This is a genomic window from Pseudomonas sp. LBUM1658 (assembly GCF_059716055.1).
The window spans coordinates 882,313-905,846 of sequence record NZ_CP166798.1; the positions used below are offsets into that span (position 1 = coordinate 882,313).

The 23,534-nt window shown below is 59.7% G+C and carries 24 protein-coding genes and 3 pseudogenes; 19 read left to right on the plus strand and 8 right to left on the minus strand.

What is annotated here, in order from left to right:
* Positions 1–28: 28 nt before the first annotated feature.
* From ACA064_RS04015 to ACA064_RS04050, 8 genes are all read left to right on the plus strand, one after another.
* Complete coding sequence (locus ACA064_RS04015; protein ID WP_497672222.1) at positions 29–1,177, plus strand: muconate cycloisomerase family protein; 1,149 nt, start codon at positions 29–31, stop codon at positions 1,175–1,177.
* Between the two features lie 12 nt (positions 1,178–1,189).
* Positions 1,190–1,480, plus strand: coding sequence for a muconolactone Delta-isomerase (catC, locus tag ACA064_RS04020; protein WP_007936026.1), 291 nt, complete (start codon positions 1,190–1,192; stop codon positions 1,478–1,480).
* A gap of 52 nt (positions 1,481–1,532) precedes the next feature.
* Positions 1,533–2,462 carry a catechol 1,2-dioxygenase gene (gene catA, locus ACA064_RS04025; RefSeq protein ID WP_497672223.1) on the plus strand — a complete coding sequence of 310 codons (930 nt, stop codon included), beginning with the start codon at positions 1,533–1,535 and terminating at the stop codon, positions 2,460–2,462.
* A 109-nt stretch (positions 2,463–2,571) separates the two neighbouring features.
* Positions 2,572–3,525 carry an AraC family transcriptional regulator gene (locus ACA064_RS04030; protein ID WP_497672224.1) on the plus strand — a complete coding sequence of 318 codons (954 nt, stop codon included), beginning with the start codon at positions 2,572–2,574 and terminating at the stop codon, positions 3,523–3,525.
* A 140-nt stretch (positions 3,526–3,665) separates the two neighbouring features.
* Positions 3,666–5,024, plus strand: coding sequence for a benzoate 1,2-dioxygenase large subunit (gene benA, locus ACA064_RS04035; protein WP_497672225.1), 1,359 nt, complete (start codon positions 3,666–3,668; stop codon positions 5,022–5,024).
* Entirely contained in the window at positions 5,024–5,512 is a 489-nt protein-coding gene (gene benB, locus ACA064_RS04040) for a benzoate 1,2-dioxygenase small subunit (protein ID WP_497672226.1), read from the plus strand. The genes benA and benB overlap by 1 nt, the downstream gene beginning before the upstream one ends.
* A gap of 10 nt (positions 5,513–5,522) precedes the next feature.
* Positions 5,523–6,536 carry a benzoate 1,2-dioxygenase electron transfer component BenC gene (gene benC / locus ACA064_RS04045; RefSeq protein ID WP_497672227.1) on the plus strand — a complete coding sequence of 338 codons (1,014 nt, stop codon included), beginning with the start codon at positions 5,523–5,525 and terminating at the stop codon, positions 6,534–6,536.
* A 27-nt stretch (positions 6,537–6,563) separates the two neighbouring features.
* The gene (locus ACA064_RS04050) at positions 6,564–7,343 is read left to right on the plus strand and encodes a 1,6-dihydroxycyclohexa-2,4-diene-1-carboxylate dehydrogenase (RefSeq protein ID WP_497672228.1); all 780 of its coding nucleotides are present in this window, start codon (positions 6,564–6,566) and stop codon (positions 7,341–7,343) included.
* A 140-nt stretch (positions 7,344–7,483) separates the two neighbouring features.
* Here the strand turns inward: ACA064_RS04050 and ACA064_RS04055 are convergent, their stop codons facing one another.
* On the minus strand, positions 7,484–7,957 hold the full coding sequence (locus tag ACA064_RS04055; protein ID WP_150642429.1) for an Lrp/AsnC family transcriptional regulator: 474 nt from the start codon (positions 7,955–7,957) through the stop codon (positions 7,484–7,486).
* 198 nt (positions 7,958–8,155) lie between these two features.
* On the opposite strand from ACA064_RS04055, the gene kynU reads away from it, so the two are divergent.
* Together kynU and ACA064_RS04065 are read left to right on the plus strand one after the other, a co-directional pair.
* The gene (kynU, locus tag ACA064_RS04060; protein WP_497672229.1) at positions 8,156–9,406 is read left to right on the plus strand and encodes a kynureninase; all 1,251 of its coding nucleotides are present in this window, start codon (positions 8,156–8,158) and stop codon (positions 9,404–9,406) included.
* Between the two features lie 51 nt (positions 9,407–9,457).
* Positions 9,458–10,870, plus strand: a complete 1,413-nt coding sequence (locus ACA064_RS04065; protein ID WP_497672230.1) for an amino acid permease — start codon at positions 9,458–9,460, stop codon at positions 10,868–10,870.
* A gap of 35 nt (positions 10,871–10,905) precedes the next feature.
* Here ACA064_RS04065 and ACA064_RS04070 read toward each other — a convergent pair whose 3' ends face one another.
* Positions 10,906–11,790, minus strand: a complete 885-nt coding sequence (locus tag ACA064_RS04070) for a LysR substrate-binding domain-containing protein (RefSeq protein WP_497672231.1) — start codon at positions 11,788–11,790, stop codon at positions 10,906–10,908.
* Positions 11,791–12,026: 236 nt separating this feature from the next.
* On the opposite strand from ACA064_RS04070, the gene ACA064_RS04075 reads away from it, so the two are divergent.
* Complete coding sequence (locus ACA064_RS04075; protein WP_497672232.1) at positions 12,027–12,791, plus strand: sulfite exporter TauE/SafE family protein; 765 nt, start codon at positions 12,027–12,029, stop codon at positions 12,789–12,791.
* On the opposite strand, the gene ACA064_RS04080 is transcribed toward ACA064_RS04075, so the two are convergent.
* Positions 12,781–13,095 (minus strand): putative quinol monooxygenase, encoded by a 315-nt coding sequence (locus tag ACA064_RS04080; RefSeq protein ID WP_497672233.1) that lies wholly within the window; start codon positions 13,093–13,095, stop codon positions 12,781–12,783. The two genes, ACA064_RS04075 and ACA064_RS04080, sit on opposite strands and share 11 nt — an antisense overlap.
* A gap of 200 nt (positions 13,096–13,295) precedes the next feature.
* On the opposite strand from ACA064_RS04080, the gene mdaB reads away from it, so the two are divergent.
* The 3 genes from mdaB to ACA064_RS04095 all read left to right on the plus strand — a co-directional run bounded on the left by mdaB (position 13,296) and on the right by ACA064_RS04095 (position 15,996).
* Positions 13,296–13,886, plus strand: coding sequence for an NADPH:quinone oxidoreductase MdaB (mdaB, locus tag ACA064_RS04085; protein WP_497672234.1), 591 nt, complete (start codon positions 13,296–13,298; stop codon positions 13,884–13,886).
* 201 nt (positions 13,887–14,087) lie between these two features.
* Positions 14,088–14,999, plus strand: a complete 912-nt coding sequence (locus ACA064_RS04090) for a LysR substrate-binding domain-containing protein (RefSeq protein ID WP_497672235.1) — start codon at positions 14,088–14,090, stop codon at positions 14,997–14,999.
* Between the two features lie 103 nt (positions 15,000–15,102).
* Positions 15,103–15,996 (plus strand): NAD-dependent epimerase/dehydratase family protein, encoded by an 894-nt coding sequence (locus ACA064_RS04095; protein ID WP_497672236.1) that lies wholly within the window; start codon positions 15,103–15,105, stop codon positions 15,994–15,996.
* Between the two features lie 158 nt (positions 15,997–16,154).
* Here the strand turns inward: ACA064_RS04095 and ACA064_RS04100 are convergent.
* Positions 16,155–16,643, minus strand: a pseudogene (locus ACA064_RS04100) (SulP family inorganic anion transporter); the annotation flags it as partial.
* A 345-nt stretch (positions 16,644–16,988) separates the two neighbouring features.
* Entirely contained in the window at positions 16,989–17,384 is a 396-nt protein-coding gene (locus ACA064_RS04105) for a lysozyme inhibitor LprI family protein (RefSeq protein ID WP_497672237.1), read from the minus strand.
* Between the two features lie 58 nt (positions 17,385–17,442).
* Here ACA064_RS04105 and ACA064_RS04110 point away from each other — a divergent pair.
* The 3 genes and pseudogenes from ACA064_RS04110 to ACA064_RS04120 all read left to right on the plus strand — a co-directional run.
* Positions 17,443–17,587: pseudogene (locus ACA064_RS04110) on the plus strand (MurR/RpiR family transcriptional regulator); the annotation flags it as partial.
* Between the two features lies 1 nt (position 17,588).
* Entirely contained in the window at positions 17,589–19,046 is a 1,458-nt protein-coding gene (locus ACA064_RS04115; protein ID WP_497672238.1) for an N-acyl-D-amino-acid deacylase family protein, read from the plus strand.
* A 179-nt stretch (positions 19,047–19,225) separates the two neighbouring features.
* Positions 19,226–19,594 carry a glyoxalase superfamily protein gene (locus ACA064_RS04120; protein ID WP_497672239.1) on the plus strand — a complete coding sequence of 123 codons (369 nt, stop codon included), beginning with the start codon at positions 19,226–19,228 and terminating at the stop codon, positions 19,592–19,594.
* A gap of 162 nt (positions 19,595–19,756) precedes the next feature.
* On the opposite strand, the gene ACA064_RS04125 is transcribed toward ACA064_RS04120, so the two are convergent.
* Complete coding sequence (locus tag ACA064_RS04125; RefSeq protein WP_497672240.1) at positions 19,757–20,140, minus strand: DUF6124 family protein; 384 nt, start codon at positions 20,138–20,140, stop codon at positions 19,757–19,759.
* A 261-nt stretch (positions 20,141–20,401) separates the two neighbouring features.
* On the opposite strand from ACA064_RS04125, the gene ACA064_RS04130 reads away from it, so the two are divergent.
* Together ACA064_RS04130 and ACA064_RS04135 are read left to right on the plus strand one after the other, a co-directional pair.
* The gene (locus ACA064_RS04130; protein WP_150642442.1) at positions 20,402–20,647 is read left to right on the plus strand and encodes a FitA-like ribbon-helix-helix domain-containing protein; all 246 of its coding nucleotides are present in this window, start codon (positions 20,402–20,404) and stop codon (positions 20,645–20,647) included.
* A complete protein-coding gene (locus ACA064_RS04135; RefSeq protein WP_497672241.1) occupies positions 20,644–21,063 on the plus strand; it encodes a type II toxin-antitoxin system VapC family toxin in 420 nt (139 codons plus the stop codon). The genes ACA064_RS04130 and ACA064_RS04135 overlap by 4 nt, the downstream gene beginning before the upstream one ends.
* A 245-nt stretch (positions 21,064–21,308) precedes the next feature.
* On the opposite strand, the gene ACA064_RS04140 is transcribed toward ACA064_RS04135, so the two are convergent.
* Together ACA064_RS04140 and ACA064_RS04145 are read right to left on the minus strand one after the other, a co-directional pair.
* The gene (locus ACA064_RS04140) at positions 21,309–22,172 is read right to left on the minus strand and encodes a methyl-accepting chemotaxis protein (RefSeq protein WP_497674167.1); all 864 of its coding nucleotides are present in this window, start codon (positions 22,170–22,172) and stop codon (positions 21,309–21,311) included.
* 42 nt (positions 22,173–22,214) lie between these two features.
* Positions 22,215–23,384, minus strand: a pseudogene (locus ACA064_RS04145) (methyl-accepting chemotaxis protein); the annotation flags it as partial.
* Positions 23,385–23,534: the final 150 nt, after the last annotated feature.

A 23,534-nucleotide genomic window follows, 5' to 3' on the forward strand; every position in this document is an offset into this window, starting at 1 on the left:
ACAAGCAAAGAACCTGACGGGTATCGACATGCACGCTAGCGCCATTGAATCGATCGAGACGATCATCGTCGATCTTCCGACCATCCGCCCGCACAAGCTGGCGATGCACACCATGCAGAACCAGACCCTGGTAATCATTCGTGTGCGTTGCGCCGACGGTATCGAAGGTATCGGTGAGTCCACCACCATCGGTGGCCTGAGCTATGGCAATGAAAGCCCCGACAGCATCAAGACCAACATCGATCGCCACTTCGCACCGCTGCTGATCGGTCAGGATGCCTGCAACATCAACGCCGCCATGCTGCGACTTGAGCGCAGCATCCGTGGCAACACCTTCGCCAAATCCGGTATCGAAACCGCCTTGCTCGATGCCCAGGGCAAACGCCTTGGCCTGCCAGTCAGCGAGTTGCTCGGTGGTCGGGTCCGTGATGCCCTGCCGGTGGCCTGGACCCTGGCCAGCGGCAACACAGAGAAAGACATCGCCGAAGCCGAACAGATGCTCGATCTGCGCCGCCACCGGATCTTCAAGCTGAAGATCGGCGCTGGCGAAGTGAATCAGGACCTGGCCCATGTCATCGCCATCAAAAAGGCCCTGGGTGATCGCGCCAGCGTGCGGGTTGATGTCAACCAGGCCTGGGATGAAGCCGTCGCCCTGCGCGCCTGCCAGATCCTGGGCGACAACGGTATCGATCTGATCGAGCAGCCGATCTCGCGCAACAACCGTAGCGGGATGGCCCGGCTCAACCTGTCCAGCCCGGCGCCGATCATGGCCGACGAATCCATCGAATGTGTCGAAGACGCCTTCAACCTGGCCCGCGAAGGCGCGGCCTCGGTGTTTGCCCTGAAAATCGCCAAGAACGGTGGCCCGCGCGCGGTATTGCGTACCGCGGCGATTGCCGAAGCTGCGGGGATCGGCCTGTACGGCGGCACCATGCTCGAAGGCGGGATCGGCACGCTGGCCTCGGCCCATGCCTTTCTGACCCTGGCCAAGCTGGCGTGGGACACCGAGCTGTTCGGCCCGCTGCTGCTGACCGAAGACATCCTGGCCACACCGTTGGTGTACCGCGATTTCCAACTGCACGTGTCGAACGAGCCGGGCCTGGGCCTGAGCATTGACGAGGAGCGCCTGGCGTTCTTCCGCCGCGACAAGTCTTCCCTGACCACTTCTCACGCCTGAGGACATATTGCCATGTTGTTCCACGTAAAAATGACCGTGAACCTGCCGGTCGACATGAATCCAGAGCGCGCCGCGCAGCTCAAGGCCGACGAAAAGGCCCTGGCCCAACGACTGCAAGAGCAAGGCAAATGGCGGCACCTGTGGCGGATCGCCGGTCTCTACGCCAACTACAGCGTATTTGACGTCGACAGCGTGCAGGAGCTGCATGACCTGCTGATGCAACTGCCGCTCTATCCGTACATGGCCATCGAAGTGAATGCACTGTGCCGGCATCCTTCGTCGATTCGCGAAGACGATCGCTGAGTCCTGTGACCTTTGTGCTCTAACCTAATAAATACAAGATGAGGAATGAATCATGTCAGTCAGAATTTCCCACACTGCCAGCGCCCAGAAGTTTCTCGAAGAAGTCAGTGGCAACTTCAACGATGGCGGCAATCCTCGGACTAAAGCGCTGATCTACCGGATCCTGCGCGATTCGGTGAACATCATCGAAGACCTGGAAGTGACCCCGGAAGAGTTCTGGAAAGCGGTCAACTACCTCAATGAACTGGGCAAAAACCAGGAAGCCGGATTGCTGGTGGCAGGTTTAGGCCTCGAGCATTACCTGGACCTGCTGATGGATGCCGAGGACGAGCAGGCCGGCAAGGCCGGTGGTACGCCACGGACCATCGAAGGGCCGCTGTATGTTGCCGGCGCGCCGCTGTCGAAACACGAAGCGCGACTGGATGACGGTCTCGATCCGGGCGTGGTGTTGTTCATGCAAGGCCAGGTCCGCGATACCGAAGGCAAACCGCTGGCCGGCGCTATCGTCGACGTATGGCAGGCCAACACCGGCGGTACTTACTCCTACTTCGATGGCTCGCAGTCGGAATTCAACCTGCGCCGACGTATCGAGACCGACGAGCAGGGTCGTTACCGCTTCCGCAGCATCGTGCCGTCCGGCTACGGTTGCCCACCGACTGGCCCGACCCAGCAACTGCTGGATCAGTTGGGTCGCCACGGCCAGCGCCCGGCGCATATCCACTTCTTCATCTCGGCGCCTGGTCATCGTCACCTGACCACGCAGATCAACCTGGCGGGTGATCCGTACCTGCACGACGATTTCGCCTACGCGACCCGTGATGAGCTGATCGCCGATATCCGTTTCAGCGAGGACCAGGAAATGGCCCGCGAGCTGGGTGTCGAAGGGCGTTTCGCGCAGATCGACTTCGACTTCACCTTGCAGCCTGCCGTTGCCCCGGTGGAACAGAAGCGTATGGAGCGAGTCCGCGCCCTGGAAGACTGACAGCCCTGCCGCGCAGCCGCCGCGAGATAACCGACCGTTTATCTCGCGGCATTATTTATGCTACCGAACGGCTTAGAATCACGGCATAGAACAATAAGAGTGACCGGTTATGGAAAGTCTGCTGAGCGAGCGCAGTCTGGTGTTTGAACGTGCCGACCCCTATGCGGTGTCCGGTTACGTCAATCAACATGTCGGCGTGCATTGCATCCACCTGCCCAAGGCGTCAAGCCCGCAGGCCAGCCTCAATCACCGCAAATTTGCCAGCCTCGACCTGTGCCGCATCAGCTATGGCGGCAGCGTTCACGTCACCTCACCGGCACTGGAAACCATCTACCACCTGCAAGTCTTGCTCAGGGGCAATTGCCTGTGGCGCGGGCATAAACAGGAACATTACCTGGCGCCTGGCGAACTGCTGCTGATCAACCCCGATGATCCGGTCGATCTGACCTATTCCGCCGATTGCGAAAAATTCATTCTGAAAATCCCCACCAACCTGTTGGAATCGGCCTGCCTGGAGCAGCGCTGGGTGTACCCGGGGCCTGGGGTGCGCTTTTCGCAGAATCGCTACAACCTTGGTGAGCTGGAAGGATTCGTCAATTTGCTGGCCATGGTCTGCATGGAGGCCGAGGCGAGCGAACCGATGCTCAAGGTCCAGGAGCATTACGCCCAGATAGTCGCCAGCAAGATGCTGAGCCTGATGAAGTCCAACATCCAGCGCAGCCACCTGAGTTCGCGGGACGCCACCTTCGAGCACATCGTCGACTATATCGAGCAGAACCTGAAACAGGACATCGGCAGTGAAGAGCTGGCCTTTCAGGCCCGCATGAGCCTGCGTTCGCTGTACTCGCTGTTCGAGCGCCATGCCCGAACCACGCCGAACAACTACATTCGCCTGAAGAAGCTGGAACGGGTGCATGCCTGTCTCAGCGATGAGACATGCAACGTGCGTAACGTCACGGAGCTGGCCATGGACTATGGCTTCCTGCACCTGGGACGGTTCTCGCAAAGCTATCGTCAGCAGTTCGGCGAATTGCCGTCGGACACCCTCAAGCGTCGCCACTGAATCATCGCGCCACCCCTCTGAATCTCCCCCCGTCCCCCGTGCAGAAAACGGATAGCGATCTGCACTCAGCGGATATTGCCGTTTGCGCCACCTCCCTAGCATGAGCCTTGCCTGAATAATAACAACGGAGGGCTGTGACCATGTCATTGCGACCTGAATACCTTAATTCACTGCTTGAAGAAGACCCGGATCAAGGCGTCTACCGCTGCAAGCGCGAGATGTTCACTGACCCGCGGTTGTTCGATCTGGAAATGGAACACATCTTCGAAGGGAATTGGCTGTACCTGGCCCATGAGAGCCAGATCCCCAACAAGAACGACTTCTACACCACCACCATGGGCCGCCAGTCGATCTTTATCGCGCGGAACAAGGACGGTGTACTCAATGCCTTCATCAACGCCTGCAGTCACCGCGGTGCGATGCTGTGCCGGCACAAGACCGGCAACAAGGCGTCCTATACCTGCCCGTTCCATGGCTGGACCTTCAACAACTCCGGCAAGCTGCTCAAGGTCAAGGACCCGGCCGAAGCGGGCTACCCGTCGAGCTTCAACTGCGAAGGCTCCCATGACCTGACCAAGGTCGCGCGGTTCGAGTCCTATCGCGGTTTTCTGTTCGGCAGCCTGAAGGCCGACGTAGTGCCGCTGGTCGAGCACCTCGGCGAGTCGGCGAAGATCATCGACATGATCGTCGATCAGTCCGCCGATGGCCTGGAAGTGCTGCGCGGTTCGTCCAGCTACATCTACGAAGGCAACTGGAAACTCACCGCCGAGAACGGTGCCGACGGTTATCACGTCAGTTCCGTGCACTGGAACTATGCGGCCACCCAGAACCAGCGCAAACAGCGTGAGGCCGGCGACTGCAACCCGACCATGAGTGCCGGCAGCTGGGCCAAGCAGGGCGGTGGTTTCTATTCCTTCGACAAGGGCCACATGCTGCTCTGGACCCGTTGGGCGAACCCGGAAGACCGTCCGTTGTACGAGCGTCGCGATGAGCTGGCCCAGGACTTTGGCAAGGCTCGCGCCGACTGGATGATCGAGAACTCGCGCAACCTGTGCCTGTACCCCAACGTCTATCTGATGGACCAGTTCAGCTCGCAGATCCGCATCGCCCGGCCGATTTCGGTGAATCGCACCGAAATCACCATCTACTGCATTGCGCCTAAAGGCGAGAGCGACGACGCCCGTTCCAAGCGCATTCGCCAGTACGAGGATTTCTTCAACGTCAGTGGCATGGCCACTCCCGATGACCTCGAAGAGTTCCGCTCCTGCCAGGTCGGTTATCAGGGCAGCGGTGGCTGGAACGACATGTCGCGTGGCGCCATGCATTGGGTCGAAGGGGCCGATGCGGCAGCACAGGAAATCGATCTGCATCCGCTGCTCAGCGGCGTGCGCACCGAAGACGAAGGTCTGTTCGTGCTGCAACACAAGTACTGGCAGGAGACCATGCTCAAGGCGCTGGCCGCCGAGCAGTCGAAAACCATTCCCGTGGAGGCCGTGTGATGAGCATTTCTCACGACGCGGTGCGCGACTTTCTCTACCGCGAAGCGCGCTACCTGGACGACAAGGACTGGGACAACTGGCTGGAGCTGTACGCCTTTGACGCGAGTTTCTGGATGCCGTCCTGGGACGACAACGATGAACTCACCGAAGACCCGCAGCGGGAAATTTCGCTGATCTGGTACGGCAACCGCAGTGGTCTCGAGGACCGGATCTTCCGGATCAAGACCGAGCGCTCCAGCGCCAGCGTGCCGGACACCCGGACCTCCCACAACATCAGCAATATCGAAGTGCTGGAAGTCGCCGATGGCCAGTGCAAGCTGCGTTTCAATTGGCACACCCTGAGCTTTCGCTACAAGACCGTGGACAGCTATTTCGGAACTAGTTTCTACACCCTCGACGTGCGTGGCGAGACCCCACTGATCAAGGCCAAGAAAGTCATCCTGAAGAACGATTACGTCCGTCAGGTCATCGACATCTACCATCTGTGAGGCCGTCGCCATGAGCCATCAAATTGCATTGAATTTCGAAGACGGGGTGACCCGCTTCATTGCCGCGGATGTCGGCGAAACCGTTGCCGACGCGGCCTATCGCCAAGGCATCAACATTCCGCTGGACTGCCGTGACGGCGCCTGCGGGACCTGCAAATGCTTTGCCGAAGCCGGTCGCTATGATCTGGGCGATGAATACATCGAAGACGCCCTCAGCGAGGATGAAGCGGCACAGGGTTATGTGCTGACCTGCCAGATGCGCGCGCAAAGCGACTGCGTGGTGCGAGTACCGGTGTCCTCGGATGTCTGTCGCACCCAGCAGAGCAGCTATAACGCGGCCATCAGCCAGATCCGCCAGCTCTCCGACAGCACTCTTTCGCTGTCGATCAAGGGCGAGGCCCTGAGCAAACTGGCATTCCTGCCGGGTCAATACGTCAACCTGCAGGTGCCTGGCAGCGAACAGACTCGCGCCTATTCTTTCAGCTCGTTGCAGCGCGACGGCGAGGTCAGTTTCCTGATCCGCAATGTGCCGGGCGGGTTGATGAGCAGCTTCCTTACCGGGCGGGCCTTGGCTGGCGATTCGATCAACCTGGCCGGACCGCTGGGTTCCTTCTACCTGCGGGAAATCCGTCGGCCGTTGTTGCTGCTGGCCGGCGGCACCGGATTGGCGCCCTTCACCGCAATGCTCGAACGCATTGCCGAGCAGGGCAGCGAGCATCCGTTGCACCTGATTTACGGTGTGACCAACGACCACGACCTGGTGGAGATGGAGCGCCTGCAAGCCTTCGCGGCGAGCATTCCAAACTTCAGCTTCAGCGCCTGTGTCGCCAATCCGGACAGCGGGCATCCGCTCAAGGGCTACGTCACTCAACATATCGAACCACAGCATCTCAACGCTGGAGATGTCGACGTCTACCTCTGCGGGCCACCGCCGATGGTCGACGGGGTCAGCCGTTACCTGGCCGAACAGGGCATTGCGCCAGCGAACTTCTACTACGAGAAATTCGCCGCCAGCGCGGCCTGAATCCCATCCCAAGGTTGAGGAGCTGACATGAGCATTTCACGTTTCACCGGCAAGGTTGCATTGATCACCGGCGCCGCCCAGGGTATTGGCCGACGGGTTGCCGAACGCATGGCGGCCGAAGGGGCGCGACTGGTGGTGGTCGATCGTTCGGAGCTGGTGTTCGAGTTGCGCGATGAGTTGGCCGCCGGCAGCGAAGTGCTGGCGCTGACCGCCGACCTCGAGCAATACGCCGAGTGCAGCCGGGTGATGGCCGAGGCCATTGCTCGCTTCGGCCGGCTGGATATCCTGGTCAACAACGTCGGCGGGACGATCTGGGCCAAGCCGTTCGAACATTACAAACCCGACGAGATCATGAGCGAGGTGCAGCGCTCGCTGTTTCCGACACTCTGGTGCTGTCATGCCGCGTTGCCCTACATGCTGGAGCAGGGCAGTGGGGCGATCGTCAACGTCTCCTCGATTGCCACCCGCAGCATCAACCGCGTGCCCTACGGTGCGGCCAAGGGTGGGGTGAATGCGCTGACGGCGTGCCTGGCATTCGAAACCGCCGAGCGCGGAATCCGGGTCAATGCCACCGCGCCTGGCGGCACCGAAGCCCCACCACGACGCATCCCGCGCAACAGCACCGAGCAGACGCCCCAGGAAAAAATCTGGTACCAGCAGATCGTCGACCAGACCTGCGACAGCACGCTGATGAAGCGCTACGGCACGATCGATGAACAAGCGGCGGCGATCCTGTTCCTGGCCTCGGACGAAGCGTCCTACATCACTGGCATGACACTGCCGGTGGGTGGCGGTGATCAGGGGTGATCACCTGCTGCTGAAAAGATCGCAGCCTGCGGCAGCTCCTACGCCGACCGTGTTCACCTGCGGCCTCACTGGTGTACGCAAATCCCCTGTAGGAGCTGCCGCAGGCTGCGATCTTGGCGATCTCCCTGCTGGCGCTGCCCTCACTTTCGCACCACCAAATCCAGCAACGCCTCCTTTTCCTTGATTTTCTGCAGGACGATTTCCGAGCGGATATCGGTCACCCCCGCCGTGCGGTTCAGCTGGTTGACGATAAAATCCGAGAAGTGCTTGAGGTTGCGCGCCTGGACCCGCAGCACATAGTTGCTCGCCCCGGTAATCACGTAGGCGGTGACCACTTCCGGCCACAACTGGACCTTCTTGATGAAGGTCTCGTGCCAGTCCTCGACGTCCTGTCGCAATGACACATGGACGATGGCTTCGAGCTCGATACCCAGCTTTTCGGCGTTCAGCACCGCGCGGTAACCAGTGATGATTCCCTCACTTTCCAGCAGGCGCAAACGGCGTAAACAGGCCGAAGGCGACAGCGCGACTTTCTCCGCCAATTCCTGATTGCTGATACGGCCATCCTGTTGCAGGTGATGCAGGATCCGCAGGTCTGTCGAGTCGAGAGTCATGGCTTGAATAAATCCGCGATTTTTGCAGTTGGATTCGAATTTTATTCGAGATAACTACTATATGACTGCTCACTTTGCACGAAAATTCTGCATTACTTCGTTCATTATCTGCCCATCGTTCAGGCGCAAATAAAGCTTGAAACCTGGCACTGAAACGCTCTGCCCGGACGGATCGTCATACAACGAACAGGACACTCAATGACTACAAGAATCGCTTGCCTGGCGCTTGATGCGCAGGATGCTCTGGCTCCTTTGCGTCAGCAGTTTGCGCTCCCCGAAGGGGTGATTTATCTCGACGGCAACTCCCTCGGTGCGCGCCCGGTCGCAGCGCTGGCGCGGGCTCAGGCGGTGATCGCCGAGGAATGGGGCAATGGCCTGATCCGCAGTTGGAACAGTGCTGGCTGGCGCGACCTGCCTGAGCGTCTGGGTAATCGACTGGCGGGGCTGATTGGTGCTGGTGACGGTGAAGTGGTGGTGACCGACACCACCTCGATCAACCTGTTCAAGGTGCTCAGTGCCGCCCTGCGGGTGCAGGCCACACGGGCGCCGACCCGGCGGGTGATCGTCACCGAGACCAGCAACTTCCCGACCGATCTGTACATCGCCGAAGGTCTGGCAGAGATGCTGCAACAGGGTTACTCCCTGCGTCTGGTCGACAGCCCCGAAGAGCTGCCGCAAGCGATTGACCAGGACACTGCGGTAGTCATGCTCACCCACGTCAACTACAAGACCGGGTACATGCACGACATGCAGGCCCTGACCGCACTGAGCCACGAGTGTGGCGCGCTGGCCATCTGGGACCTGGCGCATTCCGCCGGCGCGGTGCCGGTCGATCTGCATCAGGCCGGTGCCGACTACGCTATTGGCTGCACCTACAAATACCTCAATGGCGGTCCCGGTTCGCAAGCCTTCGTCTGGGTTTCGCCTGAGCTGTGCGATCTGGTGACGCAACCGCTGTCCGGCTGGTTCGGCCATTCGCGACAATTCGCCATGGAATCGCGCTATGAGCCGAGCAGCGGCATCGCTCGCTACTTGTGCGGCACTCAGCCGATCACCTCCTTGGCCATGGTCGAATGCGGCCTGGATATTTTTGCCCAGACCGACATGGCCAGCCTGCGCAGCAAGTCCCTGGCCCTGACTGACCTGTTCATCAAGCTGGTCGAGCAGCGCTGCGCCGCTCACCCGCTGACCCTGATCACCCCGCGGGAACACGCCAGGCGTGGCAGCCATGTCAGCTTCGAACATCCCGAAGGTTATGCGGTGATCCAGGCCTTGATCGCCCGTGGGGTAGTCGGTGATTACCGCGAGCCGCGAATCATGCGCTTCGGCTTCACCCCGCTGTACACCAGCTTCACCGAAGTCTGGGATGCGGTGCAGATCCTCGGCGAGATTCTCGATCAGAAGATCTGGTCCCAGGAGCAGTTCCAGATCCGCCACAGCGTGACCTGACCGGTCTGCCGCAAACATCTGTGCAATCACAATAATAAGGGGGCACCCAGAGTGACCACGACCGACACTGGTTTTGAAACCATATCCAAGCGGGAACACGGCCTCAGACGCCAGCTCACCTCGGGGCAAATGAGCATGATCGCCATCGGTGGGGCGATCGGCACCGGGCTATTCATGGGCAGTGCCTACGCCATTGGTTATGCCGGGCCGAGCGTACTGCTCAGCTATGCCATTGGCGCGATCATCACCTTGCTGTTGATGGGCTGCCTGGCGGAAATGACCGTGGCCCATTCGACCTCGGGCTCGTTCGGCGCCTATGCCGAATTCTATGTCAGCCCGCTGGCCGGGTTCCTGGTGCGCTACGCCTATTGGGCGGCGATCGTGCTGGCGGTGGGCACGGAAGTGACGGCGGTGGCGATGTACATGAAGTACTGGTTTGCCAACGTGCCTGAATGGATCTGGATCCTCTCGTTCTCCAGCATCCTGATCCTGCTCAATGCTATCAGCGTGAAGACCTTCGGCACCTTCGAGTACTGGTTCTCGACCATCAAGATCGGCGCGATTGTCGGCTTCATCATCCTCGCGGTGTACGTGGTGTACGGTTCCGGCAACCCGGACTACGGCGTGCACAACTACACAGCCCACGGCGGTTTCTTTCCCAATGGTCTGCAAGGGATGTGGATTGCGGTAATCGTGTCGATTTTCAGCTACCTGAGCGTGGAGATGATCGCGGTGGCCGCCGGTGAAGCGCAGGACCCGGAGCGGGCGGTGAAGAAGGCCTTTCGCGCGACCATCGTGCGGCTGGTGGTGTTCTACCTGCTGACCCTGGCGCTGATGCTGGCGATTGTGCCGTGGGTCCAGGCCGGCCATGCCCAGAGCCCGTTCGTCACGGTCATGCAGACCATCGGCATTCCCGGTGCAACCGGGGTGATGAATTTCGTGATCCTGATCGCGGCGTTGTCGGCGATGAACAGTCAGCTGTACATCACCACCCGCATGATGTTCAGCCTGTCCCGTGGCGGTTATGCACCGAACTCCATGGGAGTGTTGAGCAAGACCGGGATCCCGCTCAATGCCTTGTTGCTGTCGAGTTCAGGCATTGCCCTGGCCACCTTGCTTAACGTGCTGTACCCGGAAAGCTCCTTCACCTTGATGATGGCGATCTCGATGTTCGGCGCGATCTTCACCTGGTTCATGATCTTCCTGACCCACTACTGCTTCCGGCGTTACCACGAGCGCAACGGCGAGCGACAACTGTCCTTCCGCATGCGCCTGTTCCCCTACAGCACCTTGCTCGGGCTGGTACTGATGGGCGCGGTGATGATCACCACCTACTTCACCGAAGCCTTCAAGATGACCCTGGTATTCGGTGTGCCTTTCCTGCTGATTCTCACGCTGGTTTACGGGATCTTCTTTAGAAAACCCAAGGTAAACGTAGCGCTGAATCCGCTGCCGAAGGTTTAGCAACAAGGGAGGTGCATTCCCGAGTCAAGCTTGCGCTACTCGCTGAGCAAGGCCTCAAGCAAGGCCCTGGCATAACCGGGCAGAGTGTCGAATGAACGCGCGCACAGCAGCAACTTTCGCTGAGCCCAGTCTTCCTGCAGTGCGACGCTTTTCAACGGCTGATCGCCCGTCCAGCGCTGGATCGCCGCCAGCGGCACGATCGCCACTGCGGCGCCGCGAGCGACCATGCGGATTACCCCGTCGAAGCCTTCGGCGCGGATGCGGATTTGCATGCGGATGCCGGTGTGCAGCGCCTGTTCTTCCAGGTACACCGCCAGTGCGCTGTTGGCGGCCAGGCCGACATAATCGTGGAGCAAGGTATCGCTGAAGCTTGGTGGCCCGCCGTCGGCCAGGGGATGATCGGGCGGCATGATCAGCACCAGCGGGTCGTCGCGAAAGGGCAGGGTTTCGAGGTCGTGGGTGTCCACGGCGTCGGAGACAATGCCCAGATCGGCCGCGCCCTGGCGCAAGGCGTGGGCGATGCGCTGGCTCGGCAATTCTTGCAGGTCGATGTCGAGGTTGGGGTGGCTGCGCAGAAAGTCGGCGAGCAATTCCGGCAGGTACTCGGTGATCGCTGTGGTGTTGCACAACAGTCGCACCTGACCTTTGACGCCCTTGGCGTATTCGGCCAGATCCTGCTGCATGCGTTCGGTCTGTTGCAGCAGCACCCGGGCATGTTGCGCCAGGGCCTTGCCGGCCGGAGTAGGGCTGACGCCACGCCGCCCACGCTCCAGAAAAGGCGTGCCCAGCGAAGCTTCCAACGCCCGGATTCGCGCACTGGCCGCCGCCAGCGACAGATGGCTGCGGGCGGCGCCGGCGGTGATATTGCCGGCTTCGAGAATGTTCAGGTAAAGCCGAAGGTCGGTCAGGTCGAAGTGCATGAGTGAGTGCCTGAGAAGGTGAGGTGCCTGTACCAAAGTCATCGCGAGCAGGCTCGCTCCCACAAGGAATTTATGCCGGGTACAAATTGTGCACACACTGCAAATCCAATGTGGGAGCGAGCCTGCTCGCGATGGCGTCGGCAGCCTCAACAAAATCCTGAGCCTATTGCTGAGCAAGAGGCAGCCTCAGTATATGGCGAATTTCCAAGATGGATGGCAGGCCTCAGGATAACGCCATGAATACTCTCGTCGCGTTCTACCAAAACCTCGGCCTGGCCTTGTCTTTACTGGTCATCGGCACCTTCCTGCTGGCTGGCATGATCAAAGGTGTAATCGGCCTCGGCTTGCCGACCATCGCCATGGGGCTGCTCGGTCTGGCTATGCTACCGGCGCAGGCTGCGGCGCTGCTGATCATCCCGGCGACGGTGACCAATGTCTGGCAACTGGCCTTTGGCGGGCATTTGAGTGGGCTGGTCAAACGGTTGTGGCCGATGCTGCTGGCGATTTTTATCGGCACCGCGGCAGGGACGTTGTGGCTGGGGATCGATGGTGGGTATTGGGTGGTGCGGGCGCTGGGGGCGGCGTTACTGTTGTATGCGTTGAGCGGTTTGTTCTTGCCGACACTGCGTGTGGGCCCCGGCACCGAGAGTTGGCTCGGCCCGCTCTGCGGCGTGCTGACTGGCATCATCACCTCGGCCACTGGAGTCTTCGTGATTCCGGCCGTGCCGTACCTTCAGGCGCTGGGGTTGAGCAAGGATGAACTGGTACAGGCGCTGGGCCTGTCGTTCACTGTTTCGACATTGGCGCTGGCCGCCGGTCTGCTCTGGCGCGGGGCGTTGGGCGGCGGCGAGCTGAGTGCTTCGCTGCTCGCCCTGATGCCGGCGTTGCTGGGCATGCTGCTGGGGCAGTGGCTGCGCCAGCGAATCAGTGCCGTGCTGTTCAAGCGAGTGTTTTTCATTGGCCTCGGATTACTCGGCGGCCACCTGTTGATCAGCGGCTAGCGGACGACGGGCTGAGCATGTCGATCCGGCGGATATCGAAATCGCGTTCCAGGTAATCCATGCGCTGCTCGAAGAACTGCTTCATGTGCGGCAAGTTCGAATGCACATCCAGATGCGCCTGGGATTGCCAGATTTCGTAAAAGATAAACAGAGTCGGGTCCTGCTGGTCGCGCAGCATGTGGTACTCGATGCAGCCGGGCTCGGCGCGGCTCGGTTCCACGTAAGCACGAAACAGCACTTCGAAGGCTTCGGCTTTTTCCGGTTTGGTCTGGGCGTGCAGGATGAAGCCGTGCAACTCGCTCATGTAGATCTCCTCAAGTCTGGGGTTGAGAAGTCTACGACAACAATCTGCTGGTGATTCGTGCGTGTAGATCAAATGTATTTTGCCTGTTCCTGGCTTATTCCCTCAGTTCCGTGTCGATACCCTGCCGTCATCATTTTTTAACCTTCTCAATCCGGCGACTTATCCACAGCGCTGCCGATTGGACCCTGATGAGGCCTCCCATGAAAAAAGTCCTGTTGCTCAATGGTGGCAAGAAATTCGCCCACTCCGACGGCCGCTACAACTCGACGCTGCATGACGCCGCGCTGAGCGTGCTGGATCGCGGCGGTGTCGATGTGAAAGTCACCCACATCGACGAGGGTTACGACCTCGCGGAAGAAGTCGCCAAATACCTTTGGGCCGACGTAATCATTTATCAGATGCCGGGCTGGTGGATGGGCGCGCCGTGGACCGTCAAGAAATACATCGACGAAGTCTTCACCGAGGGCCACGGCAGCCTGTACGCCAGCGACGGTCGCACCCGTTCCGATGCCTCGCAGAAATACGGCAGCGGCGGCCTGTTGCAGGGCAAGCAATACATGCTCTCGCTGACCTGGAATGCGCCGCAGCAAGCCTTCGACGACCCGACCGACTTCTTCGAAGCCAAGGGTGTGGACGCGGTGTATTTCCCGTTCCACAAGGCCAACACCTTCCTCGGCATGACCGGTCTGCCGACGTTCCTGTGTGTTGACGTGATGAAGCGTCCAGCCATCGAGGCCGACGTGGCGCGTTACGAGCAGCATCTGAAAGAAGTTTTCAACCTGCCGCGGTAAGCGTTCCTTTTGTGTGACTTGCGGCTAGTATCGGGTTTACCTCTGAAAAGATCGCAGCCTGCGGCAGCTCCTACGCCGACCGTGTGGACCTGCGGCCTTATGGGTGTACCCAGATCCCCTGTAGGAGCTGCCGCAGGCTGCGATCTTGGCTATTTTAATCACGCAGCCAGTCTTGCAGGCTAACCGATAAAGAGGACACACGTGAAAGCCAGATCCGATGAGTTGCAGATTTTTGTCTGTGTAATCGAGTGCGGGTCGATTTCCGCGGCGGCCGAGCAGGTCGGGCAAACACCCTCGGCGGTCAGCCGTACGCTGTCGCGGCTCGAGGCCAAGCTGGATACCACGCTGATCAACCGCACCACGCGGCGCATGGACCTGACCGAAGAGGGCAAGTACTTCTTCGAGCACGCCAAGCTGATTCTCGAACAGATGGATAACCTCGAAGAGCGCTTATCCTCGCGTCAGCAAACGCCCTCGGGTCGCTTGCGGATCAACGCCGCCTCGCCGTTCATGCTCCATGCCATTGTCCCGTACATCGACGAATTTCGCCGTTTGTACCCGGACATCCAACTCGAACTCAACAGCAATGACCTGATAATCGATTTGCTCGAACAAAGCACCGATATTGCCATTCGTATCGGGTCCTTGGCAGATTCGACACTGCATGCCCGTTCCCTGGGTTGCAGCCCGCTGAACATTCTTGCCAGCCCTGAATACCTGGAAAAGCACGGCACACCGACGACCGTCTCGGAACTGGCCGGGCATTCGCTGCTGGGCTTTACCCAGACCGAAAGCCTCAATCATTGGCCATTGCGGCATGCCCAGGGGGACCGCTGGCAGATTCAACCAGGAATCTCTGCATCCAGCGGTGAGACCCTGCGCCATCTGGCGCTGGAGGGGCAGGGCATTGCCTGCCTGTCGCACTTCATGACCATCGATGACATCAAGGCCGGTCGCTTGACGGTGCTGTTGGCTGAAGCCAATAGCGGTTATCGCCAGCCGATCAATGCGGTGTACTACCGTAACTCGCAGCTGGCATTGCGCATTCAATGCTTCCTCGATTTCATCCAGAGCAAGCTGGCGGCCTACGCCATGACGGTGTTCGAAGGCTGATTCGTGAGCTCTGCGCAAGATTGAATTGGGCAATCCGGACTTTTTCAGCAGGGATCAGTCCTCGATACTCGTTCCATCACTTACTCACGCAGGAGTCCTCTCCATGAAAGTATTCGTAACCGGCGCCGCAGGTTTTATCGGTGGCTCCATCGCCACCGGTCTGGTCAAGGCCGGCCATCAAGTCACCGGCCTGGTGCGCAGTGCCGAACAAGCTAAAGAAATGACCGCATTGGGCATTACCCCAGTGATCGGTACCCTCGACGACAGCGACCTGCTGGCCGAACAGGCTCGCGCCGCTGACGCAGTGATCAATGCCGCCAGCAGCGACCATCGCTCAGCAGTAGAAGCCGTGCTCGGAGCGCTGCGCGGGACGAACAAAACCTTCCTGCACACCAGCGGTTCGAGTATTGTCGGCGATGCCAGCGGCGGCAAATCCAGCGATGTCATCTACTACGAGGACAAGCTGCCGGAACCGACCGTCGACAAGGCTGCTCGCGTGGCCATCGACAACCTGATCCTCGCCGCGGCGCGCGAAGGCGTGAACTCGGCGGTGATCTGCAACACGCTGATCTATGGCCACAGCCTCGGCGTCAAACGCGACAGCGTGCAATTGCCGCGCTTGCTCAAACAGGCGCGTAAAAGTGGCGTGGTCCGGCATGTCGGCCCGGGTCAGAACATCTGGTCCAACGTGCATATCGAAGACGTGGTCGCGCTGTACCTGCTGGCGCTGGAGAAGAATGTGCCCGGCACTTTTTACTTCGTTGAAAGCGGCGAAGCGTCCTTCATCGAGATGACCACGGCCATCGCTCAGGCGCTGAAACTGGGTCAACCGCAAGACTGGCCGCTGGCCGATGCCGAAGCCGAGTGGGGTTATGAAATGGCCAACTATGGCCTGGGCTCCAACAGCCGGGTGCGCGGCAAGCATGCCCGTGAAATGCTCGGTTGGGCGCCGAAGCGGACATCGGTGGTGGAGTGGATTCGTAACGAGATGGTGTAAGGCGTTCGCATAAGATCGCGGTGAGGCCATCGCGAGCAAGCTCGCTCCCACAGCTCCAGCGCCAGCCCATATTTTTTGGAATGACGCGATCTAATGTGGGAGCGAGCTTGCTCGCGATGGCGGATTCAGCTTCACCGCAAGCTTGGGCTTAACCCGGATCAATGCTCCAACAACCGCTCAATCCCCTCCGGCTTGTCATGCACGCCAAAGCGATCCACCAGGGTCGCGCTCGCTTCATTCAATCCCAGCACTTCAACCTCGACGCCAGCGCTACGCAACTTGAGGGCGAAAAACATCGCTGCCAGCAGCACTCCGGCCAGTACCCCATACGCCAGATTGTGTGTGCCGACCACCACCGCCACAGTGACCACCATCACGATATTGGTCGACAGCGGATAGCGTTTGAGATTGCGCAACGAGTCCCAGCGGAAGGTGCCGATGGAGACCATGATCATCACCGCCACCAGCGCGGCCATCGGAATGCGGCTTACCCAGTCGCTGAGAAACACCACCATGAACAACAAGGCGACCCCGGCAATCAAGGTCGATAGCCGCGTGCGGCCACCGGATTTCACGTTGATCACCGACTGGCCGATCATTGCGCAACCGCCCATGCCACCGAGCAAACCGGTGGCGATATTGGCCAGGCGAAAAGGCAATGGCTTCGGGGATCAGCGCAAGCGCGACCACCAGACCGGCCAGCACGTGGGCGCGGATGTTGGAGAACCAGTGTTGTTTGACTGTTGAACGCATCGAGGTGTCTACGGTAGAGCGGGGGATTGCGAAGGGCGCTAGTTTACGGGAGTGGGGAAGGGGGTGCGACCAACCAATAAGTGTCGAGCGCTAACCCTGTGGCGGGGGAGCTTGCTCCCGCTCGGCTGCGAAGCAGTCGTAAAATCGGCTGATGCGTTTTGTCTGAAAAAATGCGGTAGCCGATTTTGGGACCTATATCGCGCTCCAGCGGGAGCAAGCTCCCTCGCCACTCCTGTTCCTCAAGGCCCGACCAGATTCTCCAGCTCCCGGGCCCGGGTCCTGGTCATCTCCAGAACGCAGGAACCGGCGTTGATACTGTCGATGGTCCCGCCAGTCAAACTGCCGACCAATCCGCAGTTGGCGTCACGATACTTGATCCACATTCGCTGGACGTTCTGCAGCTGGCTCTTCTTGTCGGCCTCCAGCGTCGCCATGGCCGCCTTGTAACCTTTGTTCAGCCGGGCATCCTGCAGTTTGATTTCAGCAGCGGTGCAATCGAGCATGTTGACGGTTACGCCTCCCGACGCCTCCATGCACTTGTTGTAGGCAGGACTATCAGCATTGTCAGCGGCATAAGCCGAGCCGCAAAACGTCACTAACAGGCCACAGGTGGCAAATAGAGAGCGGGGGTTCATGGTTGGCCTTTCCTGGTCAATAGGTCATAAAGCGTAAGATCCGCAGTCTAAGCCGTGCTACGGCATGCTGCTAGCCATCGACGTACTTGCCACCGAGCTGGCTCTGGTTCAGCCTGAAGATAATCAAGAGCGTCGGCGCCGGGATCATACTGGCGCTGGACGACTACCGCGGCGGCGCCGATTGCCTGCCGCTGGGAGACTGACATGAAGTACGACACGCTGATCCGCAATGCTCTGGTCATCGACGGCACTAACACCCCCGGTTACTTTGCCGACGTGGCGATTCTGGATGGCCGCATTCAACGCATCGACAGTTTGAATGGAGCCTGTGCCGAAGAGGAAATCGATGCTGGCGGTCGCGTGTTGGCGCCGGGGTTTATCGATGTGCACACTCACGACGATACCGTGGTGATTCGCCAGCCGCAGATGCTGCCCAAGCTCAGCCAGGGTGTGACCACGGTGATCGTCGGCAACTGCGGGATCAGTGCATCCCCCGTGAGTTTGCGCGGCGAGCCGCCGGACCCGATGAACCTGCTGGGTGCCGCCAGTGCTTTTGTCTACCCGCGCTTTCGCGACTACCGCGCCGCGATCGAAGCGGCGAACCCAACCCTGAATGTGGCGGCGCTGGTCGGTCACACGGCGTTGCGCAGCAACCATATGGATGACCTGTTTCGTAGCGCCACTCCCAGCGAAATCAGCGCCATGCGAGAGCAACTGCGTGAAAGTCTGGAGGCGGGCGCTTTGGGTTTATCCACAGGTCTGGCCTACGCCAGCGCTTTTTGCGCCGAGACAGATGAAGTGCTGCAACTGGCCGAAGAGCTGACGGCGTTTGGCGCGGTCTACACCACCCATTTGCGCAGCGAATTCGAGCCGGTGCTGGAAGCGATGGATGAGGCTTTCCAGATCGGCCGACATGCCAAAGCCCCGGTGATCATCTCCCACCTCAAATGCGCCGGTGCCGGCAATTGGGGCCGAAGCCCGCAACTGCTCGCCTCCCTGGAGCGTGCCGCGCTGAGCCATCCGGTGGGCTGCGATTGTTATCCCTATGCGGCCAGTTCTTCGACCCTGGACCTCAAGCAGGTCACCGACGCCTTTCGCATCACCATCACCTGGTCAACACCTCATCCTGAAGTGAGCGGCCGCGACCTGCTGAACATCGCCGCCGAATGGGGCCTCCCGCTGCTGGACGCCGCCCGCCTCCTGCAACCGGCTGGCGCTGTGTATTACGGCATGGACGAAACCGATGTGCGGCGCATCTTGTCGCATCCGTTATCGATGATCGGCTCCGACGGCCTGCCGGAAGATCCGTTCCCCCACCCGCGTTTGTGGGGGGCGTTCCCGCGGGTGCTCGGGCATTTCAGTCGTGATGTGGGACTGTTCCCGCTGCACACCGCCGTACACAAAATGACCGGTCTTTCGGCTGCACGTTTTGGCCTGGTGGAACGGGGTGAACTCCACGAAGGGCATTGGGCGGATATGGTGCTCTTCGACCCGCTACGGGTGCGCGACGTGGCCGACTTCGAGGACCCGCAAAGGGCGGCTGAAGGTATTGATGGGGTATGGATCAATGGCGTGTGCAGTTATGCAGATGGCATAGCCAATGGACGGCGTGCGGGAAGGTTTTTGGCCCGGGCAGGGGATTTGCGGCGGGGGTTTCATTAAAAGATCGCAGCCTGCGGCAGCTCCTGCAACGACCGCGTTCACCACGAATTCTGCGTGAACACAAATCCCGTAGGAGCTGCCGAAGGCTGCGATCTTTTGATTTTGCTTGCCGGAACCCATGCTCGTACTCGGCACTCAGCCTGTATAGGATGACCACGTTTCAATCAGGGAGCAGTATCATGAGTTTTGGAAAAACCACCCCCATCCTGCGGATTTTCGACGAAGCCAAAGCCTTGGAATTCTACGTAGACTTCCTCGGTTTCACCCTCGACTGGCAGCATCGTTTCGAAGAAAACTTCCCGCTGTACCTGCAGATCTCGCGAGACGCGTGCGTGCTGCATCTGTCCGAGCACCACGGCGACAGCTCGCCGGGAGCGGCGTTGCGCATTGAGACTGATGAGCTGGAAGCGTTCCACCAGCAATTGTCGGCCAGGCACTATCGTTTCGCCAAGCCACAGATCCAGACAATGCCCTGGGGCAGCCGGGACATGACCATCAGCGATCCATTCGGCAATCGGTTGGTGTTTACCAATGCGATCAGTGTCTGACCGAAGTTATAGGGCGCCTGCTAGATAGTCATCGCGAGCAAGCCCGCTCCCACAGGTTATGTGTCGATCACATCATTTGATCCGACGCAGATCCAGTGTGGGAGCGAGCTTGCTCGCGATGGGGTCTCCAATTCACCAATGATTCAGCTGCCAAACCCCGATCTACACCTTGCCCCGATGCCCCACCGAATGCTCGTTATCCAGTGCCTTGTCGATCAATAACAAACCCAGCTCCATCATCTGATGAATCGCCAAGGCAAGGTTGCGGTCTTTGCCGTCCAGGTCATCGCCAAGATCCAACACCAGGGTGGTGGCCGAGCAGAAGGTTTCGTAGGCGTTGGGCAACAGGGCATCGGTGTTGATGCCGGGGGCGACGGCAAAGACGGGTAGCGGACGGTCGACGGTGGTGGTTCGGGGGTTGTCGATTGGTGGCGTCAGGTAATGATCGAGGGCACGGTTTGCAGCCTCGTGAAGTTTGTTGGAATCGAGAGATTCGTAGGGGGAAACGTTTGGGGTTTCAGGAAGATCAGGGATGGCTTTGTGCATGGTGGTACTCCAGGTTTGAAGGGAGCTACCAAGTAAAAGCGGGCCGCGACGCCCGGACGCTGATATGCAGCGACCGGCGAAGGTTAGTCACGGGCACAGGTCAACGCAACCTCAAAAACCTGTCGGAAATTTCTGAGTTCCTACGCGAGTTTGATCGCTCCAAAATTCAGGCCATGCCGTTGTACTGTGTCTAGAAGGCAACGCAAAAGAAATGTGCTAGGCTCAATCAATGATTTCATTGATTGCATGAGGGACGCATTAATGGCCAGTATCACTATTCGCAATCTGGACGACCAGATTAAAGAGCAACTGCGCATCGAGGCGGCTCACCATGGCCACTCGATGGAGGAAGAAGCACGCCTGATCCTCGGGCGGGCGTTGGCCCAGGTCAATCGTGCCGGAGGCCTAGGCAGCCGGATTCGCGCTCGATTCAGCGCGAGTGGAGGGGTTGAGCTCGACCTGCCTGCTCGTCATGAGAAAGCCACTGCCGTGGATCTCACCGAATGATTGTGCTGGATACCAATGTTCTATCGGAGTTCATGCGCGCTGAACCCGCGATTCAAGTACTGGCTTGGGTTGATGCACAACCCGCAATGGATCTGGCCATCAGCGCGATCACCGTGGCCGAAATTCTCCATGGTATCGCTCGTCTCCCCGCAGGAAAGCGCAAACAAGGACTGGAGGCCCAGGCGATGGCGATGTTCGAAGAGGATTTTGCTGGCAAGATCCTGCCCTTCGACGCTTATGGGGCCGTTGAATACGCCATGTTGGTGGCCGGTAGTGAGGCCAACGGGCGCGCAGTCTCCATGGCGGACGCGCAGATTGCGGCGATCTGTCGAGTACATGGAGCATCGATTGCGACGCGCAATGTGCGCGACTTCGAGTTTTCCGGCTTGCCTGTCATCAATCCGTGGGGCGCTTGAACAGTCAAGAATATCCTTGCCAGGCGTGCTTCCCGTAACAACGACGGTGAGGTGACAGGCACAACAATTGTGGCGAGGGAGCTTGCTCCCGCTCGACTGCGAAGCAGTCGTAAAATCTGAGTCCGCGTTCTACCTGAAAGAACGCGGAAGCAGGTTTTGGGACTGCTTCGCAGTCCATCGCGGGCAAGCCACGCTCCCACAGTTGATCGCGCAAGCCTGTGGGAATGGGCTTGCCTGCACCAGTATCACACCCGAAAATGACTGACCATCATCTGCAACTGGTTGCCCAGCCGCGCCAGTTCGACACTCGATGCAGCGGTTTCGTCGCTGGCGGCGGCGGTCTGTTCGGAGACGTCGCGTACATTGATGATGCTGCGGCTGATCTCTTCGGCCACGGCGCTTTGCTGTTCCGCGGCTGCGGCGATTTGCTGGTTCATCGACTGGATATTCGACACCGTGCGGGTGATGTTTTCCAGTGAGGTGCCGGCCTTGCGGGTCAATTCGACGCTGCTGTCGGTCAGGCTGCGGCTGTTGTTCATCACCGTGGCCACTTGCTGCGTGCCATTCTGCAACCCAGCGACCAGTCCCTGGATTTCTTCGGTGGATTTCTGCGTACGCTGGGCCAGGCCGCGGACTTCGTCGGCGACCACGGCGAAACCCCGCCCGGCTTCACCGGCGCGGGCTGCTTCAATAGCGGCGTTGAGCGCCAGCAGGTTGGTTTGTTCGGCCACGGCCTTGATCACATCCATGACGCTGCCGATCTTGTCGCTCTCTTGCTGCAGCAAGGCCATGGCATCGGTGGAGCGCGCGACTTCAGTGGCCAGGCGCTCGATCTGGGCGATGGCTTCGGCGACCACTTTGTCACCTTCGCGGGCTTCGCCGTCGGCGGCCGCAGCGGCTTGCGAGGCTTGCTCGGCGTTGCGCGCGACTTCCTGCACGGTGGCGGTCATTTCGTGCATGGCGGTGGCCACCTGATCAGTCTCGATCTTCTGGCTGTTGACCCCGGCACTGGTTTGTTCGGTGACGGCTGACAGTTCTTCGGCGGCGCTGGCGATCTGCGTGACGCCGTCGCGAATGCCACTGATCAAGTCGCGCAAGGTCACGCCCATGCGCGCGATGCCTTGCTGCAACACGCCGAGTTCGTCGCGACGGGTGACGCGCACATCGTGGGTCAGGTCGCCCGAGGCGATACGTTCAACCACGGCCAGTGTTTCGCGCAAAGGGCGGGTGATCTGCCGGGTGATGATCACCGCGGCCAGCACGCCGACCAGTAACGCCAGCAGGGTGCTGACCAGTTGCAACGTCCGCGCCCGAGCGCTTTCGGCATCGCGTCGATCGAGTTGGATCTGGTACAGCGCATCGCTCTGAGCGACGATCTCACTGCCTTGTTCGGTCATTTCCTGGCGCGCCTGAATCGCTTCGCTGTTCGCCGTTTTGTAGTCCAACAGCGCGCTGCGGTAGCGGGTCAGGGCACCTTCAAGCTGACGCAGGGCGTCTTGCTGGGTGTCAGCAAAATGCACATTCAGGCCTTTCAGGCTGGCGATGGCCGCGTCCAGTTGTGCGACGGCTTTTTGCTCGGTTTGCGGGTTGCTGCTGGCGGTGTAGCCGCGCACCTCATAACGGGCGAGCTGAAATTCTTCCCGGGCCTGGGAGATGGCCTGGAACTGTTCGAAACGCTGGTCGCTCAAGGGCATCTGCTGCACACGAGTGTTGATCGCGTTTATCAGTCCATTGGCGCTTTCGGTGTTGTCGCCCATGATCTGGCGGGCAGCGGTGCTGGTGCGGTAGGCGTTGCGCATTTTGTTCAACGATTGCTGGTAGGCACTGATGGTCGCGCTTTGCTCTCTGAGCAGCTTGAGGTTTTCCGGGCTCTTGAAACTACTGAGCAGCGACTGTTGCTGGGCAACGAAACCATCGAGGGTGGTTTGCACATTCTGCGCGGCGGTTTCGTCGCCATTGGCCAGCATGTACTGCAAGCGGCTGATGCGCAGTTTGGTCAGACCGGCGTTCAGCTGGGTGATATCGCTCATCCAGTTGCTGCGGTCGATCAGCCCGCCAAGGCTGGTCCAGCCAGTCAGGGCGAGGAGGGTGGTGAGTGCCAGTACCAGGCCGAAACCCAGGCCCAGTTTCAGGTTGACGCTGATGTTGCCGAACCAGCTATTCATCGAATTCCTCCAGGAACATTGCGAGTGTTGATCGTCAGTGGCTGGAAGGTTGTTGTTTTTGGTAGCCAGCAAGGTTTGTCGTAGGGGGGTATCGGCAGCAAACGCGAGAGCTGAAACGGTTTTTGTCCGGTCTCTCAAGCTTTTTTTCACATTCATTTCACTCTGTCCCGACCTCCCGCCCCCTAAAGTTTCGCTCAGCCGTTGAGCGGTGGGTGCCGGTCTATCACCTCAAAAAGCAGACATTCTCAAGCGCACAGTGGTGAGCACTGTGGAATGCGGTTCATTGCCAGGTTTTTGGCCAAAGTG